The organism is Streptomyces sp. NPDC002520 (assembly GCF_053595235.1).
Window position 1 is genome coordinate 228,883 of sequence record NZ_JBSFXG010000005.1, and the last position, 13,732, is coordinate 242,614.

A 13,732-nucleotide genomic window follows, 5' to 3' on the forward strand; every position below is an offset into this window, starting at 1 on the left:
AGACGAGGGCGGCGAGATGTGCGGCGAGCGGGTCAGCCGCCCGCCGGCACGCGCCAGGAGCTGAGCCGCCGCTCCACCGCCACCAGAACCTGGTTGAAGATCACCCCGATCGCGGAGATCGTGATGATGCCCGCGTACATCTGCGGGATCGCGAAGTTGTACTGCGAGGCGTTGATCAGGTAGCCGAGACCCGCCTTGGCGCCGATCATCTCGGCGGCGACCAGGACCAGGATGGACGCCGCCCCGGCCAGTCGGATGCCGGTGAAGATCACCGGTACCGAGGACGGCAGGATGACCTTCTGGAACAGCCGGAGCGCGGACAGGTCCATCGACTTCGCCAGCTTCAGCAGGGTCGGGTCGACGCTGCGGACCGCGCTGATGGTGTTGAGCAGGATCGGCCAGGTGCACGCGTACACCACGATGGAGATCTTCGAGGTCTCGCCGATGCCCAGGAGCAGCACGAACACCGGCAGCAGGGCCAGTGCCGCGGTGTTGCGGAAGACCTCCAGCAGCGGTCCGAGGAGGTCGGCGACCGGCCGGTACCAGCCGATCAGCAGACCGAGCGGCACCGCGACTGCCACGGCGAGACCGAATCCGCTGAAGGAACGGACCAGGCTGGCCGTTGCGTTGTCGGCGAGCTGCCCGTCGGCCGCCAGCCCCCACCAGGCGCGGGCGACCTCGCTGAACGGCGGCAGGAAGGTCCGGTCGACCAGGCCGAGTCGCGGCGCGGTCTCCCACAGCAGCGCCAGAGCCACGATCGCCGCGGACTTGGTCGCCCCCTTCACCAGCGGGTACAGCAGCCGGCGCACCGCCCTGCGAGCCGGGGCCGCCGGGGAAGGGGCCAGGCGCGTGTACGACGTCGATGCGCCGGGTGGCGCGGGCGATGCGGACGGGGGAGGGGAAGCGGCCGGGACGGGCTCGGCGGCGCTTGCGGAACCCGGCGTCGTGGTCCTGCCGGTGGCCGTGCCGGTTACGGGGCTCATACGGAAGCCTCCTCCTTCTCCAACTCCTGGGCCCTGGCCACCTCGTCGCGCAGCAGTGACCAGATCTCGTGCCGGTGGCGTGCGAACTCGGGACTGGAACGGAGGTCGTCCGTCGCCGTACGGGAGTCGAAGGCGACCGGCACGATCTGCTTGATGCGGCCCGGCCTCGATGTCATGACGGCGACGCGCTGTCCCAGGTAGACGGCCTCGTCGATGCCGTGCGTGATGAAGACGACGGTCTTGCCGGTGCGCTGCCAGATGCGCAGCAGCTCGTCCTGCAGCGACTCGCGGGTCTGTGCGTCCAGCGCGGCGAACGGCTCGTCCATCAGGAGCACATCGGGGTCGTAGGCGAGGCTGCGGGCGATTGCCACCCGCTGCCGCATGCCACCCGACAGCTCGTGGGGATGGCGGTCCTCGAAGCCGGACAGACCGACCAGCTCCAGGAACTCCCTGGCCCGTGCCGCGCGTTGGCGCCGCGGAACGCCGGTGGCCTCCAGGCCGAACTCGACGTTGCCCTGCGCCGTTCGCCACGGCAGCAGCGCGTACTGCTGGAACACGACGCCCCGGTCCAGACCCGGACCGGTGACGGGTTCACCGTCCAGCAGGATCTGTCCGCCGGTGGGCCGGGCGAGGCCGCCGAGGAGATCCAGCAGGGTCGACTTTCCGCAGCCGCTGGGGCCGACCAGGACGACGAACTCGCCGGCCGCTATGTCCAGGTCGATTCCGTCGAGGGCGGTGAACCGGGCGGTGGACCGGGTGCCCTGCCGGGCCTGATGCGCCGCTCGGTCCCTGACGGTGAACTCCTTGCGCACCTGCTTCAGCACGATCTTGGATGTGGTGGATTCCGGCATGGGTCAGCTCCCGTTCGCCGCGGCGGAAGAAGCCGCGTTGAACTCATTGGTGTAGAGGCCGGCCGCCTTGACCTGGCCCTTCTTGATGTCGCCGCGCTCGGTCAGCCAGTCGATCCACAGTTGCAGTTCCTTGTCGGTCACCCGGCCCGCCGTCTCGGCGACGCCGAAGGACCGCCAGTACTTCAGCGGTGCGGTGTCCTCGTTGCGGCCGCGCTTCTTGACGATGTCCGTCATCCGGGCGACCACTTCCTCGCGCGGAGTGGAACGGGCCCACTCGATGGCTCTTCCGACACCGGTGACGAAGGTCCGGGCCGTGTCGGGGTTCTGCCTCAGGAAGCGGTCGGTCATCACATACGTGCCCGCACTGAACGCGCCGAGCAGTTGGTAGTCCGTGAACAGCGGGCGGATGCCCCCGGTCGCCAGGGCCTTGTCGCGCAGGATGCCGCCGAGCACGGCCACGTCTATCTGCTTCTGGCGCAGCGTCTGCTCGGTGTTGACCGGAGGCACCACGAGAGGCTCGACCTCGCCGGTCTCCGCACGGGACAGACCGCCTCGCTCCAGATAGATGTCGAGCATGGCCTCGTTGTGAGCGCCGAGGGTGTTCATGCCGACCTTCTTGCCGGTCAGGTCCCTGGCCGAGCGGATCGGGCTGTCCTGAAGGACGTAGAAGCCGTTGTAGGCGTACTTGTCGGAGCCGTAGTAGCTGATGACCGCCTTGACGGGAGCCCCGTTCGCCGCCAGTTTCACGACCGCGCCGTTGAACGCTCCGCCGAAGTCGACCTGGCCCGTGGCCGCGGACTGGATGTCCTGCGGCCCGCTGATCGTGTTGCCGATCCACTCCAGCTTCACGTCGCCCAGATATCCGAGGTCCTCGGCCAGCTCCGGCAGGGTGACCTGGCCCGCCCAGCCCTGGTATCGGAGCGTCCTGGTCCGGCCCTGGCCGGAAGTGGCTCCGTTCGCGGTAGTGCCACAGCTCACGGCCGCCGCCGAAAGACCGAGAAGAGAGAGGAAATGGCGTCGGGTCGATGCCGTCGTGGCCATGGAAGGGTCCTGTTCGAGATCGAGGGAGCGGCTGGGGTGCGTACTGCCGCACCCAAAGAAGGGGTGCACGGCACATGTCGAATGACGAAAAAGGCCTCGCCGGAAACGCCTGCAAGGATTCAGGCGTCTATGCGGAATTGGGCTTGACGCACAAGCCGGCGGTGAAAGGGCGGAGAAAGGGAGCGCGAGAGGCTGCGCCTGTCAGCGGGTACGGCGACAGACGGCACAGATGGCGCTGGCCTGACGTCGCAGGTCGACGTGGAGGCGCGCGGCAAGGTACTCGGACGTGCTCACAGCCAAGAGAGTCGCAGCGAAATCCCGCCGAGTCAACGTCACTTGCCTGTGCCTCTCGTATTCTCAACCGACCGACATGCGGGGGAAGTGCGGCGTTCACAATTGCCCAGACGGCAGGCGCACTTGATGAGGTTCATGGCCGGTCGGTTGCGAGAGATCGAACTCAATTCATTCTCATGGAAATGAACTTCGCCGCTGATCCGGCGCTCCGGGCAGTGGCGGTCCCGTCATCGTCAGACAGGCAGGACGAACGGTGGGTGCGCGCCGTTGAGGAAGTAGTCCCCGACATCGCGGAGTCGGCCCGCGACAGGCTCGTACAGGGTGTGGGTCCGGGCGTTGCGCCAGAAGCGGTCGAAGCCCAGTCGCGAGGACGCGGCACGGGCGCCGACGACATCGAGGGCGCGGGCGGTGGACTCATGCGCGGCCCGGGATGCGGCGGCTTCGGCCATGGCCACGAGGACGGAGATGTCCGCGTACTCGTCGTAGGTGAGGTCTTCGCCGCGTGCCAGCCCGCGCTGGACGGCTTCCAGCGCCTGATCGGTGAGTGCGGAGGCGGAGCGGGTGAGGACGGTGAGTTCCCCGTAGACGGTCAGCGCGTGCGGGTCCTGGGGGGAGCCGGCCGGCCAGGCGGTGTGCCAGGACGCGTGACGCGGTCGGCTGTACTCCCGGGCTTCGGCAAGCACTCCCTCGGCCATGCCGAGACGGAGCTGGACGGAGAGGAGCCGGCCGACCGGCGACACCAGGGCGGCCAAGGGGGACAGGACGTCCTCGTCCGCGGACAGGGAACACAGGACGTCGTCGGCCGCGACCGGCACGGCATCGAACTCCACGTTCCCGCCGGCCGTGAGCCGCTGGCCGAAGGTGTCGGCGTCACCGTCGATCCCCACGCCCTGTTCGGTGGGATCGACGACGACGGCGACTGGTTCGCCGGTGTCCGCCCGCACGGCACGCACGGCGAAGCGATCGGCGACCAGGACCCCGGTGGAGTAGCTCTGCCGGCCGTCGAGCACGAGTCCGCCGCCGGTCCTGCTCAACGTCAGAGGGGATTCCTGACGAGCCAGAGCGCCACCCCAACACCACTGCCCCGCCGCGTCCTGTCGCTCGAGCCGGGCGGCCCGGGCGGGCTCGGTCAAGAACCGGGCGCTCCAAGACAGGACGTAGTGGAAGCCGAGCAGTTGGCCGATCGCGCCGTCGGCTGCGGCGATCTCCCGGACCACGGCGTAGGCCGTGGACCAGTCCTCGCCGCCTCCCCCCGACCCGGTCGGTACGAGGAGCGTCAGCAGGCCCGCCTCGCGCAGGCGGGACACCTCGTCGAAAGGAGCCTTGCCGGCCTGCTCCCGGGCCGCCGCGTCCGTGGCCAGGTCGTCCGCCGTGTCACGGGCCACGCGCAGCCAGTGCGCACGGCCGGGCCCGGTCGGGTCGGACTCCGCAGGGCCGGACGGCGCAGTGGCAACGCCCATGGCGGTGGTCTCCTCAAGGTCGACGGCATGCTGTGGTGTCGGGGCTCTGCTGCTGTTCGGGCACGTACTTGTAGCCCACGCGTCGTACGGTGACGATCCGGTGCCGGTGACCGGCGCCCAGCTTGCGGCGCAGGCGCGCGATGTGGACATCCACGGTGCGGCCGTCGCCGATGTGGTCGTAGCCCCAGATGCCGACCATCAGCCGCTCGCGTGAGTGCACCTGGTGGGGGTGCAGGACGAGGTGGGCCAGTAGCGCGAACTCCAGGTAGGTGAGGCCGAGTTCGCGTCCGTCCACCTCCGCGACATGGCGCGCGGTGTCGACATGGACGGCGTCGCCTCCCGTCCGCCCTACGTGAGATGAGTCCGTGTGGGCGACCGGTCGGATCTCCGGCCGTGTCACGTCCTTGGCGAAGAGGTCGGCGGGATCGGTGCCCTCGGGAACGAGCACGAGGTAACCGACGAGGGGAGCGGAATCGTGTCCCCCGGCGCTGTCCTGCGCGTGGTCCCCGACAAGGCGGAGAGGGCGCAGGTCAGGGAGCGGCGAAAGGGATGGGATGGCGGCCTGGGCCGGAAGTGCCGTGGTCATGGCGGTCGTCCTTCGAAAGTGCGTCGGGACGTCAGGTGCCTGGGAATGGGGCTCGCCTGACGGCCCGGGAGGTGAGAGAAGGAGCGGAGCGGCACGCGCTGTTCGTCAGCCGTGTGCCTTACGCGTGACAGCAGGCGGCGCTGGCGACGTGACCAAAGTCGACATGCCGACGACGAACGAGTCGTTGCTGTGCGTGGGACATGTGCATCATCCTGCGCACCCCGCCGGGGGGCCGTCAAGACTTCCCTAGTAATTCGATAGGAAATGTAGGGAAGAAAATGCGGAGAAGATGCCCTGCGGGCCGGCTCACCGGTCGCCGTGGACCGTCGGGTGGGCATCGGGTGCGGTCGCCCTCTCCAGCCGGGCGCGAAGTGCGGCCGCGCGCACCGTGAGCCTCCGCAGAGGTGTGGGCGGCAGGGTGCGGACAGAACCGCGCGCGTAGCGGCGCTCGACGTAGAACTGTCCCGCGCCGAGCACGGTCGTGACGGCGATGTACCACAGGGTGGCGACCATCAGCAGCGGGATGACCTGGTAGGTCTGGTTGTAGACCAGTTGTACCGAGTACAGCAGGTCGTGGACGGCCAGAACGCTGACGATGCTGGTGCCCTTCAATGTGCCGATCAGCATGTTTCCGGCGGTCGGCACGATGGACCGCATCGCCTGGGGAATGACGATCCGGTGCAGGGCGCGCCGTCTGCCGATGCCGAGAGCCTGGGCGGCCTCCGTCTGGCCGGCGTCCACCGACAGGATGCCGCCGCGTACCACCTCGGCGGCGTAGGCGGCTTCGTGGAGAGTCATTCCGATGACGGCAGTGAGGGTGGGACCGAGCAGGTTGACCGTCTTGACGGTGACGAACTGAGGCCCGAAGGGGATGCCGAGGCCGAGCGTCGGGTAGAGGGCGCCGATGTTGAACCAGAACAGCAGCTGCACCAGCAGAGGGGTGGACCGGAAGATCCACACGTATCCCCAGCTCAGCGTGCGCAGAACCGGGTTGGCGGACAGCCGCATCACGGCCACGGGAGTGCCGAGCAGGAAGCCGAGCACCATCACCACCCCGGTCAGCCAGAGGGTGAGCAGCAGCCCGTCGAGCACGGCGGCAGTGGTGAAGTAGCGGCCGACCACATCCCACTGGAAGGCGCGGTTGCGGACGACGGAGTCGACCACTGCCGCGAAGGCCAGCAGTGCGGCGCCCGCCGTCAGCCAGCGGCCGATGTGCCGGCGCGGCACGATCCGTGGCAGGTCGTCGGCGGGGCCCTGGCCGGGAGTGCGGCCGGGGACCTTCAGGTGTCCGGCGGGTGGGGCGGACGCCGAGAGGCGGGAGGGATCGGTGATGTCGGACGGCGAAACCATCAGAAGGCTCTCCAGGGGGAGGCGCGGACGCCGGTGACCACACGGCGGCACACGTTCACGGAATTCGCGCACAGACGGCGCGGGTACCAGGCAGGCGGCCCGGTTTCGGGCGTCATCACGATCGCCGCGTCCCTCAACGCGGCCGGTGCGGCTGCCGCGCGCGGCGGCGCCGGTCCGTCCTCGATCGTATGGGGCCACCGCGCGCCTGTGTCAACCGCACAGGAACCGCTCGACGACCGTCCGGCATCCGGGCCGTGGTTGACGAGACGCGAGATGTACTGCTCAATTGATCGCATGAATGCCGAGCAGCGTCTGGTCACCCGTGACCACATCGACTTCGGTCGGGTGTGGTCCGCCGCGTGTTGCGCCTGAAGCGGCAGCGGGCCGTCTGACCGGCCCTTCCCTCCCTCGGTCACCCCGTCGCGGGCCGAGTACCTCCTTTCGTGGCACCGTCGCACGCACGCGCTGACACGCGCTGACACGCGCTGACACGCGCTGACACGCGCCGAACGCGCTGAACCCGCGTGGGGACGGTCTTGCGAGACCAGACACGCGCTGCCGCCACCGCCCCACCCCGCCGAGGCCCATGCCCCCGGCGTCGTCACACCTGCTCACCCCCGCCTCCCAGCACCCGAGGCGCGCCGTCGCACACGGCCGCGCCGAGGGCTGCGTCGCCGTGCCCGCGTACCGCCCCGCTCGCTCCGGCACGACATCTCCGGCACGACATCAAGGACTTGAGGAAAGGCCCTCTCGCATGCCAGTGGAATTCCTCGGCATCGCCGCCACCAACGACGGCTCCGAAACCGCCCAGCGCTCCGGCGCCGCCTTCGACAAGGACTACACGCTCCGACTCGCCCGGGCGCACGAGGACCACGGGTGGGACCGGGTGCTGCTCGCCTACGGTTCCGGATCGCCGGATCCGGCGCCGGCCGCCGCGTTCATCGCGAGCAGGCTGGACCGTCTCCAGATCCTGCTCGCCCACCGCCCGAACGTCTCGTACCCGACCTTCGCGGCGAAGACCTTCGCCACCCTCGACCAGATCAGCGAGGGCCGGCTGACCGTGCACTTCATCACCGGCGGCAACGACCACGAGCAGGGCCGCGAGGGCGACACCCTCACCAAGGACGAGCGATACGCGCGCACCCGCGAGTACATCCGGATCGTCAAGAAGATCTGGACCAGCCACGAGCCCTTCGACCACGAGGGCGGCCATTACCGCTTCCACGACTTCGTCAGCGATGTCTTCCCCGTCCAACAGCCCCGCCCGAAGGTGTCTTTCGGCGGCTCGTCACCCGCCGCGTACGCCGCGGGAGGCGCCGAGGCGGACATCTACTGCCTGTGGGGCGAGCCCCTGGAGAAGACCGCCGAGCAGATCGAGAACGTGAAGGCGGCTGCGAGGGCCGCAGGCCGTACCGACGTGCCGCGCATCCAGGTGGCGTTCCGCCCGATCATCGCCCCGACCGAGGAACTGGCCTGGGAGAAGGCCCACCGCACGATCGGTGCCATCCGGGAGCGGCGCGAGGCGGGTCTCGTACGGCACCATCGCAATGGCGCCCCCGAGGCTGCACGTCCTCAAAACGCCGGATCACAGCGGCTGATCGCAATCGCCGAGGCGGGGGAGCGTTACGACCGGGCCCTGTGGACCCCAACGGCCGCCGCCACCGGTGGCGCGGGAAACTCCAACGCCCTGGTCGGCACCCCGGAGACAGTGGCCCAGGCCCTGCTGGACTACTACGACCTCGGCGTCGACATCTTCTCCGCCCGCGGCTACGACCTGTTGGGCGATGCCATCGACTTCGGCCGGTACGTGATCCCGATCGTGCGCACGGAGGTCGCCAGACGCGACGCCGAGCGGGCGGCACGCGGGACGGGGACCCTTGCGGCGGTGGGCGAATGACTTCCACGACCCAACCACCGTTCCCAGCTGGCGACTTGAGCATCCTCCATGTCCCGGTCTCCGACCCGCGCGTCGGACCCCTGCTGCGCGAACTCGGCCACGAGTACTCGACGCGCTACGGCAAGGACGCTCACGCCGAGATCGCCCGCTACCCCGACGAGGAGTTCACCCCGCCGTACGGAGGACTGCTCCTCCTGCTGATGGAGCGCGAGGAGCCCGTCGCGGGCGGCGCCTTCCGCCGCTACGACGCGACCACGGCCGAGTTGAAGCGTATCTGGACGCACTCCGCCCACCGGCGGCGTGGCCTGGCCCGGCGCGTCGTCGCCGAACTGGAACGCGAGGCGGGCGCCCGCGGCTACCGGAGGATCTACCTGACCACCGGCCCGCGCCAGCCCGAGGCCCGCGGCCTGTACCTGGCCACCGGCTACACCCCGCTGTTCGACACGGAGGCCGACCCGGAGACCATCGGCCCGCTGCCTTTCGAGAAGCACCTGCCCGCCCAGGCACGTACGGCACGCACGGGAAAGGCAGCCGACCGATGAACCTCCGAGCGATCAGAACCCGGCTGCGTGTCGCCGCCGGCATCGCGCTGCTGCCCGTACTGGCCCTGACCGCCTGCGGCTCCGGCGACACCCCCGGCACCACGGCGGTGGGCGCCCAGGCTTCCCCGGCTCCGACCGACGATCCGGTCGCCGCCGTGCGCAAGGTGGACTCCGTCGCCGCCCTGCTGCCCGCCGACGTGCGCAAGGCCGGCACGCTGCGGGTCGGCAGCTCGATCGGGTTCCCGCCCGGCGCCTACTACCCGAACGGTCCGGACAAGGCGCCCGCCGGCCAGGACATCGACCTCGCCGACGCGGTGGCCAAGGTCCTCGGCGTCGAACTGCGACGTCAGGACGCCTCGTTCGAGACGATCCTGCCCGCCCTCGGCAGCGGCAAGTACGACGTCGGGACCGGGAACTTCGGCGTCACCACCGAACGCTTGAAGTCCGTCGACTTCGTCACCTACGTCAACGACGGCCAGGGCTTCGCGGTGAAGAAGGGCAGCACCGTGCTCAGGACGAAGGTCACCGACCTCACCCAGCTGTGCGGGCTGACCATCGGCACCGGGGCCGGCACCACGTTCGAGGCCACCCTCGCCGCGCGGAAGGACGTGTGCGCGAAGGCCGGCAAGAAGCCGTACGACGTGAAGGTCTACGCGGAGAACGCGGCGACCCTCACCGCGCTCCAACAGGGCCGCATCGACGTGATCATGTCGACCATCAACGGCCTGCGCCACCAGGCCGCACAGCCCGCGTCGGGGACCACCTTCCTCGGCGAGTTCCACCGCCTCGACGTCGGCTTCGCCTTCAAGAAGGGCTCCCCGCTCACCAGGGCGTTCCAGGCGGCCGTCAACGAGTTGATCAAGAACGGAACCTACGCCCGGATCCTCGGCAAATGGGGCACCACCGCCTCCGCGATCGACGCGTCGCGGATCAATCCACCCGAGCACGAGTAACCAGTGATCAGGAACGCCACGATGGGACTCACCACTGACTCCGCCACCGCGCCACCCGGCGCGGCCGCACCGGGCGCCGGTCCTCGAACCACTCCCGTCCCGCACGATCCGGCAACGCTCGAGATCGTTCCCGCCCGCCACTACGCCCGCTGGGCGGCGGCCGTCGCCGTGCTGGTGCTTCTCGCCCAGTTCGTGCACGGTCTGGCCACCAACCCGGTCTGGGAGTGGGGCGTCTTCCGCGACTACGTCCTGTCCGAGACGATCGTCCAGGCGGTGTGGGTGACCCTCCAGCTCACCGCCTACGCCGCCGTGCTGGGATTCCTCCTCGGCACGGTCCTGGCCTTCATGCGGCTCTCGCGCAGCCCGGTGCTGCAGACCGTCGCCTGGACCTACATCTGGATCTTCCGGTCCATCCCGATGATCGTCCAGCTGGTGTTCTGGTTCAACCTGAGCGCGCTGTACAAGGAGTTGGGCGTCGGCATCCCCTTCGGCGCCGTGTTCTGGTCCGTCGACAGCAACAGCCTCATCGGCACCATCGGCGCCGCCGTCATCGGGCTGACACTGCACCAGGCCGCCTACGCCGCCGAGATCGTCCGCGGCGGCGTCGTGTCCGTCGACCACGGACAGCTGGAGGCCGCCGCCGCGCTGGGCATCCCCCGGCTGCGGCAGATCCGCCGGATCGTGCTGCCACAGGCCATGCGCGCCATCCTGCCCACGGCCGGCAACGAGATCATCGGCCTGCTCAAGGGCACCTCGGTGGTCTACGTGATGTCCATCGGCGAGCTGTTCTACCGGGTGCAGGTGATCTACGGCCGCAACGGCCGGGTGATCCCGCTGCTGCTGGTCGCCACCGCCTGGTACGTGGTGCTGACCTCCGTGCTGTCGGTCGCCCAGTACTACGTCGAGCGCCGCTACGCCCGGGGCGCCGACCGCACCCCGCCGCCCAACCCGCTCCGGCGCGCCCGCCACTTCGTACGCGACCTGCGCGCGGCGGCCGGGCGCGACCAGCCCGTCGTACCCCTGAAGGCCCCGGGACCCATGGGAGACAGCCGATGAGTGAGGTGATGGTGGACGTCCGTGGCGTCCACAAGAGCTTCGGCCCGCTGGAAGTGCTGTGCGGCGTCGACCTGTTGGTCCGCACCGGCGAGGTCACCGTGATCCTCGGCCCGTCCGGCTCCGGAAAGTCCACGCTGCTGCGCACCATCAACCACCTGGAGAAGGTCAACCGAGGCTGGATCAGCATCGACGGTGAGCTCATCGGCTACCGCCGCTCCGGCGGAAAGCTGCACGAGCTGAAGGAGAAGGACGTTCTCAAGCAGCGCACCGGCATCGGGTTCGTCTTCCAGAACTTCAACCTCTTCCCGCATCTGACCGTGCTGGAGAACCTGATCGAGGCCCCGGTCTCCGCGCTGCGCCGCCCCCGCAAGGAGGCGGCGGAAACCGCCCGTCGGCTGCTGGAGCGGGTCGGCCTCGCCGACCGGGCCGGCGCCTATCCGCGGCAGCTCTCCGGTGGCCAGCAGCAGCGTGTGGCCATCGCCCGCGCGCTCGCCCTCGAACCGAAGGTGCTGCTCTTCGACGAGCCCACCTCGGCGCTCGACCCGGAACTGGTCGGTGAAGTCCTCGACGTCATCAAGGGCCTGGCCCACACCGGAACCACGATGGTCATCGTGACCCATGAGATCGGCTTCGCCCGCGAGGTCGCCGACACCGTGATGTTCATGGACGGCGGTGTCGTCGTGGAGCAGGGGTCTCCCGCGGCCGTCCTGGACGACCCGCGGCAGGAACGCACCCGCGCGTTTCTCTCCAAGGTCCTCTGATCTCTCCAAGGTCCTCCGACCCAACCTCCCTTCACAGGCAAGACCCTTTCCCACGCAAGGAGAACCACCGTGTCCACCAACCTCGCCCGCCACCGCACCGCAAGCGCAGCGCTCGCACTCGCCACCGCCCTCGTCCTCGCCGCCTGCAGCAACCCCTCCGACGGCGGCACGGCCGAGGTCGCGGCCACGAAGGGCGGCAGGACGAAGACCAACGTCAGCGCCGACCAGCACCGCGTCACCACCGACAAGGTCGCCTCGATCGCCGCCGAGGTCCCGGAGGCGATCCGCAAGAGAGGCACCCTGGAGATCGTCGACTCCTCCGGCTCCGCCGCGCCGCTCACCTTCTACGCCACCGACAACAAGACCGTCATCGGTGTCGAGCCCGACATCGCGTACCTGGTCGCCGATGTCCTCGGCCTCAAGCCGCACATGAACACCGTCTCCTGGGAGAACATCTTCGTCGGCCTCGACAGCGGCAAGTACGACGTCGGGTTCAGCAACATCACCGACACCGAGGAACGCAAGGAGAAGTACGACTTCGCCTCCTACCGCGAGGACAACCTCGGCTTCGAGGCGAAGAAGGGCAGCGGCCTGAAGGTGACCGGGCCCAAGGACGTGGCGGGCAGAACGGTCGCGGTGGGCAGCGGCACCAACCAGGAGAAGCTGCTCATCGAGTGGAGCAAGGAGGACGTGAAGGCCGGCCGCAAGCCGGTGAACATCAAGTACTACCAGAACGACAGCGACACCTACCTCGCCCTCCAGTCCGGCCGGATCGACCTCTACCTCGGCCCCAACCCGACCGCCGCCTATCGCGCGGCCACCACCGGGAAGACGGAGGTCGTCGGCACCTACTCCGGCGCAGGCAGAACCCTCCAGGGCCTCATCGCGGCCACCACCAAGAAGGACAACGGACTGGTCAGGGCGCTGGCCGACGCCCTCGACGAGATCATCGACAACGGTACGTACGCCAAGGTGCTCAAGCGCTGGGGCCTGTCCGACGAAGCCGTGGCGACGTCGGAGATCAACCCGCCCGGCCTGCCCAAGACCAACAAGTAGGCGTCCGCTCAGACAGCCCTTGCAGGCTGCGGGGCCGCGCGCCGCGGCCCCGCACCGAACCCACGCCCGTCCCACGCTCCCGAAGGGTCCGCCATGGCCTCCGTCCTGTCCGTCTCCGGAAGTCCCTCCGTCAACTCCCGTACCGCCCGCCTGCTGCGCCACCTGGACAGGCGGCTCACGGCCCAGGGACACCAGGTGATTCCGCTGGACGTCCGCACCATCCCCGCCGAGGCCCTCCTCGGCGCCGACTTCGGGCACCCGGCGATCGTCGAGGCGACCGCGCTGTTCGACCGCGCCGACGGGGTCGTGATCGGCACTCCCGTCTACAAGGCCGCCTACTCAGGGCTGCTGAAGTCGTTGCTCGATCTGCTGCCGCAGTACGCTCTGGTCGGCAAGACCGTCCTTCCGCTGGCGACCGGCGGAAGCACGGCGCACGTGCTGGCGATCGACTACGCCCTGCGCCCGGTGCTCAGTTCCATGGGCGCCGCGCACATCGTCCAGGGCTGGTTCACGCTGGACAAGGACATCGCGGTGGGCGACGACGGCACGCTGACCGTCGCGCCGGGTCCGGCCGAGGCCCTTGCACAGGTCGTCGACCAGTTCTCCGATGCCCTCGGCAGCCGTACGGCCCTGCTGGCGGCCGCCGGATGAGGACCCCGACCGTGACCGCCGACAACGATGAGCGAAAGGCGTGAGCCTCCGTGAGCCTCACCTTCCACTGGTTCCTGCCCACCAACGGCGACAGCCGTCATGTCGTCGGCGGCGGCCACGGCACCGCCGTCACCGCGACCGGAGGTGACCGGCCGCCGAGCATCGGCTACCTCACCCAGATCGCCCGCGCCGCCGAGGACCTCGGCTTCACCGGTGCACTGGCTCCAGGCGCGGGGCCTGTGGCGGCACCC

The 13,732-nt window shown here is 69.5% G+C and carries 15 protein-coding genes and 1 pseudogene; 9 read left to right on the top strand and 7 right to left on the bottom strand.

Annotated features, from left to right (window positions below; genetic code table 11):
- Window positions 1-32: 32 nt before the first annotated feature.
- The 7 genes from ACWD5D_RS10895 to ACWD5D_RS10925 form a co-directional block, all read right to left on the bottom strand.
- Entirely contained in the window at window positions 33-983 is a 951-nt protein-coding gene (locus tag ACWD5D_RS10895) for an ABC transporter permease (protein ID WP_451372471.1), read from the bottom strand.
- Window positions 980-1,834 carry an ABC transporter ATP-binding protein gene (locus tag ACWD5D_RS10900; RefSeq protein WP_451372472.1) on the bottom strand — a complete coding sequence of 285 codons (855 nt, stop codon included), beginning with the start codon at window positions 1,832-1,834 and terminating at the stop codon, window positions 980-982. Before ACWD5D_RS10900 ends, ACWD5D_RS10895 begins: the two co-directional genes overlap by 4 nt.
- A 3-nt stretch (window positions 1,835-1,837) precedes the next feature.
- Window positions 1,838-2,875 carry an ABC transporter substrate-binding protein gene (locus ACWD5D_RS10905; RefSeq protein ID WP_451372473.1) on the bottom strand — a complete coding sequence of 346 codons (1,038 nt, stop codon included), beginning with the start codon at window positions 2,873-2,875 and terminating at the stop codon, window positions 1,838-1,840.
- Window positions 2,876-3,076: 201 nt separating this feature from the next.
- The gene (locus tag ACWD5D_RS10910) at window positions 3,077-3,211 is read right to left on the bottom strand and encodes a putative leader peptide (protein WP_451372474.1); all 135 of its coding nucleotides are present in this window, start codon (window positions 3,209-3,211) and stop codon (window positions 3,077-3,079) included.
- 191 nt (window positions 3,212-3,402) lie between these two features.
- Entirely contained in the window at window positions 3,403-4,629 is a 1,227-nt protein-coding gene (locus ACWD5D_RS10915) for an acyl-CoA dehydrogenase family protein (protein ID WP_451372475.1), read from the bottom strand.
- Between the two features lie 13 nt (window positions 4,630-4,642).
- Window positions 4,643-5,215 carry a winged helix-turn-helix domain-containing protein gene (locus tag ACWD5D_RS10920; RefSeq protein WP_451372476.1) on the bottom strand — a complete coding sequence of 191 codons (573 nt, stop codon included), beginning with the start codon at window positions 5,213-5,215 and terminating at the stop codon, window positions 4,643-4,645.
- Between the two features lie 306 nt (window positions 5,216-5,521).
- The gene (locus ACWD5D_RS10925; RefSeq protein WP_451372477.1) at window positions 5,522-6,565 is read right to left on the bottom strand and encodes an amino acid ABC transporter permease; all 1,044 of its coding nucleotides are present in this window, start codon (window positions 6,563-6,565) and stop codon (window positions 5,522-5,524) included.
- Window positions 6,566-6,598: 33 nt separating this feature from the next.
- Here ACWD5D_RS10925 and ACWD5D_RS10930 point away from each other — a divergent pair, with 33 nt between their 5' ends.
- The 9 genes and pseudogenes from ACWD5D_RS10930 to ACWD5D_RS10970 form a co-directional block, all read left to right on the top strand.
- The gene (locus tag ACWD5D_RS10930) at window positions 6,599-6,937 is read left to right on the top strand and encodes a hypothetical protein (RefSeq protein WP_451372478.1); all 339 of its coding nucleotides are present in this window, start codon (window positions 6,599-6,601) and stop codon (window positions 6,935-6,937) included.
- Between the two features lie 382 nt (window positions 6,938-7,319).
- A complete protein-coding gene (locus ACWD5D_RS10935) occupies window positions 7,320-8,462 on the top strand; it encodes an LLM class flavin-dependent oxidoreductase (protein WP_451372479.1) in 1,143 nt (380 codons plus the stop codon).
- Window positions 8,459-9,004, top strand: a complete 546-nt coding sequence (locus ACWD5D_RS10940; RefSeq protein ID WP_451372480.1) for a GNAT family N-acetyltransferase — start codon at window positions 8,459-8,461, stop codon at window positions 9,002-9,004. The genes ACWD5D_RS10935 and ACWD5D_RS10940 overlap by 4 nt, the downstream gene beginning before the upstream one ends.
- Window positions 9,001-9,957, top strand: a complete 957-nt coding sequence (locus ACWD5D_RS10945) for an ABC transporter substrate-binding protein (RefSeq protein ID WP_451372481.1) — start codon at window positions 9,001-9,003, stop codon at window positions 9,955-9,957. The genes ACWD5D_RS10940 and ACWD5D_RS10945 overlap by 4 nt, the downstream gene beginning before the upstream one ends.
- Window positions 9,958-9,978: 21 nt before the next feature.
- Window positions 9,979-11,013: an amino acid ABC transporter permease gene (locus ACWD5D_RS10950; RefSeq protein WP_451372482.1), complete on the top strand. Its 1,035-nt coding sequence runs from the start codon at window positions 9,979-9,981 to the stop codon at window positions 11,011-11,013.
- Complete coding sequence (locus tag ACWD5D_RS10955) at window positions 11,010-11,774, top strand: amino acid ABC transporter ATP-binding protein (protein ID WP_451372483.1); 765 nt, start codon at window positions 11,010-11,012, stop codon at window positions 11,772-11,774. The genes ACWD5D_RS10950 and ACWD5D_RS10955 overlap by 4 nt, the downstream gene beginning before the upstream one ends.
- A gap of 69 nt (window positions 11,775-11,843) precedes the next feature.
- Window positions 11,844-12,830 carry an ABC transporter substrate-binding protein gene (locus ACWD5D_RS10960; protein ID WP_451372484.1) on the top strand — a complete coding sequence of 329 codons (987 nt, stop codon included), beginning with the start codon at window positions 11,844-11,846 and terminating at the stop codon, window positions 12,828-12,830.
- 93 nt (window positions 12,831-12,923) lie between these two features.
- The gene (gene ssuE / locus ACWD5D_RS10965; RefSeq protein WP_451372485.1) at window positions 12,924-13,481 is read left to right on the top strand and encodes an NADPH-dependent FMN reductase; all 558 of its coding nucleotides are present in this window, start codon (window positions 12,924-12,926) and stop codon (window positions 13,479-13,481) included.
- 50 nt (window positions 13,482-13,531) lie between these two features.
- Window positions 13,532-13,708, top strand: a pseudogene (locus tag ACWD5D_RS10970) (LLM class flavin-dependent oxidoreductase); the annotation flags it as partial.
- Window positions 13,709-13,732: the final 24 nt, after the last annotated feature.

Coding starts and splice junctions, on each gene's coding strand:
- ACWD5D_RS10935 (WP_451372479.1), top strand. CDS start 7,320: ATGCCAGTGGAATTCCTCGGCATCGCCGCCACCAACGACGGCTCCGAA.
- ACWD5D_RS10950 (WP_451372482.1), top strand. CDS start 9,979: ATGGGACTCACCACTGACTCCGCCACCGCGCCACCCGGCGCGGCCGCA.
- ACWD5D_RS10925 (WP_451372477.1), bottom strand. CDS start 6,565: ATGGTTTCGCCGTCCGACATCACCGATCCCTCCCGCCTCTCGGCGTCC.
- ACWD5D_RS10955 (WP_451372483.1), top strand. CDS start 11,010: ATGAGTGAGGTGATGGTGGACGTCCGTGGCGTCCACAAGAGCTTCGGC.
- ACWD5D_RS10900 (WP_451372472.1), bottom strand. CDS start 1,834: ATGCCGGAATCCACCACATCCAAGATCGTGCTGAAGCAGGTGCGCAAG.
- ACWD5D_RS10945 (WP_451372481.1), top strand. CDS start 9,001: ATGAACCTCCGAGCGATCAGAACCCGGCTGCGTGTCGCCGCCGGCATC.
- ACWD5D_RS10905 (WP_451372473.1), bottom strand. CDS start 2,875: ATGGCCACGACGGCATCGACCCGACGCCATTTCCTCTCTCTTCTCGGT.
- ACWD5D_RS10915 (WP_451372475.1), bottom strand. CDS start 4,629: ATGGGCGTTGCCACTGCGCCGTCCGGCCCTGCGGAGTCCGACCCGACC.
- ACWD5D_RS10895 (WP_451372471.1), bottom strand. CDS start 983: ATGAGCCCCGTAACCGGCACGGCCACCGGCAGGACCACGACGCCGGGT.
- ACWD5D_RS10920 (WP_451372476.1), bottom strand. CDS start 5,215: ATGACCACGGCACTTCCGGCCCAGGCCGCCATCCCATCCCTTTCGCCG.
- ssuE (WP_451372485.1), top strand. CDS start 12,924: ATGGCCTCCGTCCTGTCCGTCTCCGGAAGTCCCTCCGTCAACTCCCGT.
- ACWD5D_RS10940 (WP_451372480.1), top strand. CDS start 8,459: ATGACTTCCACGACCCAACCACCGTTCCCAGCTGGCGACTTGAGCATC.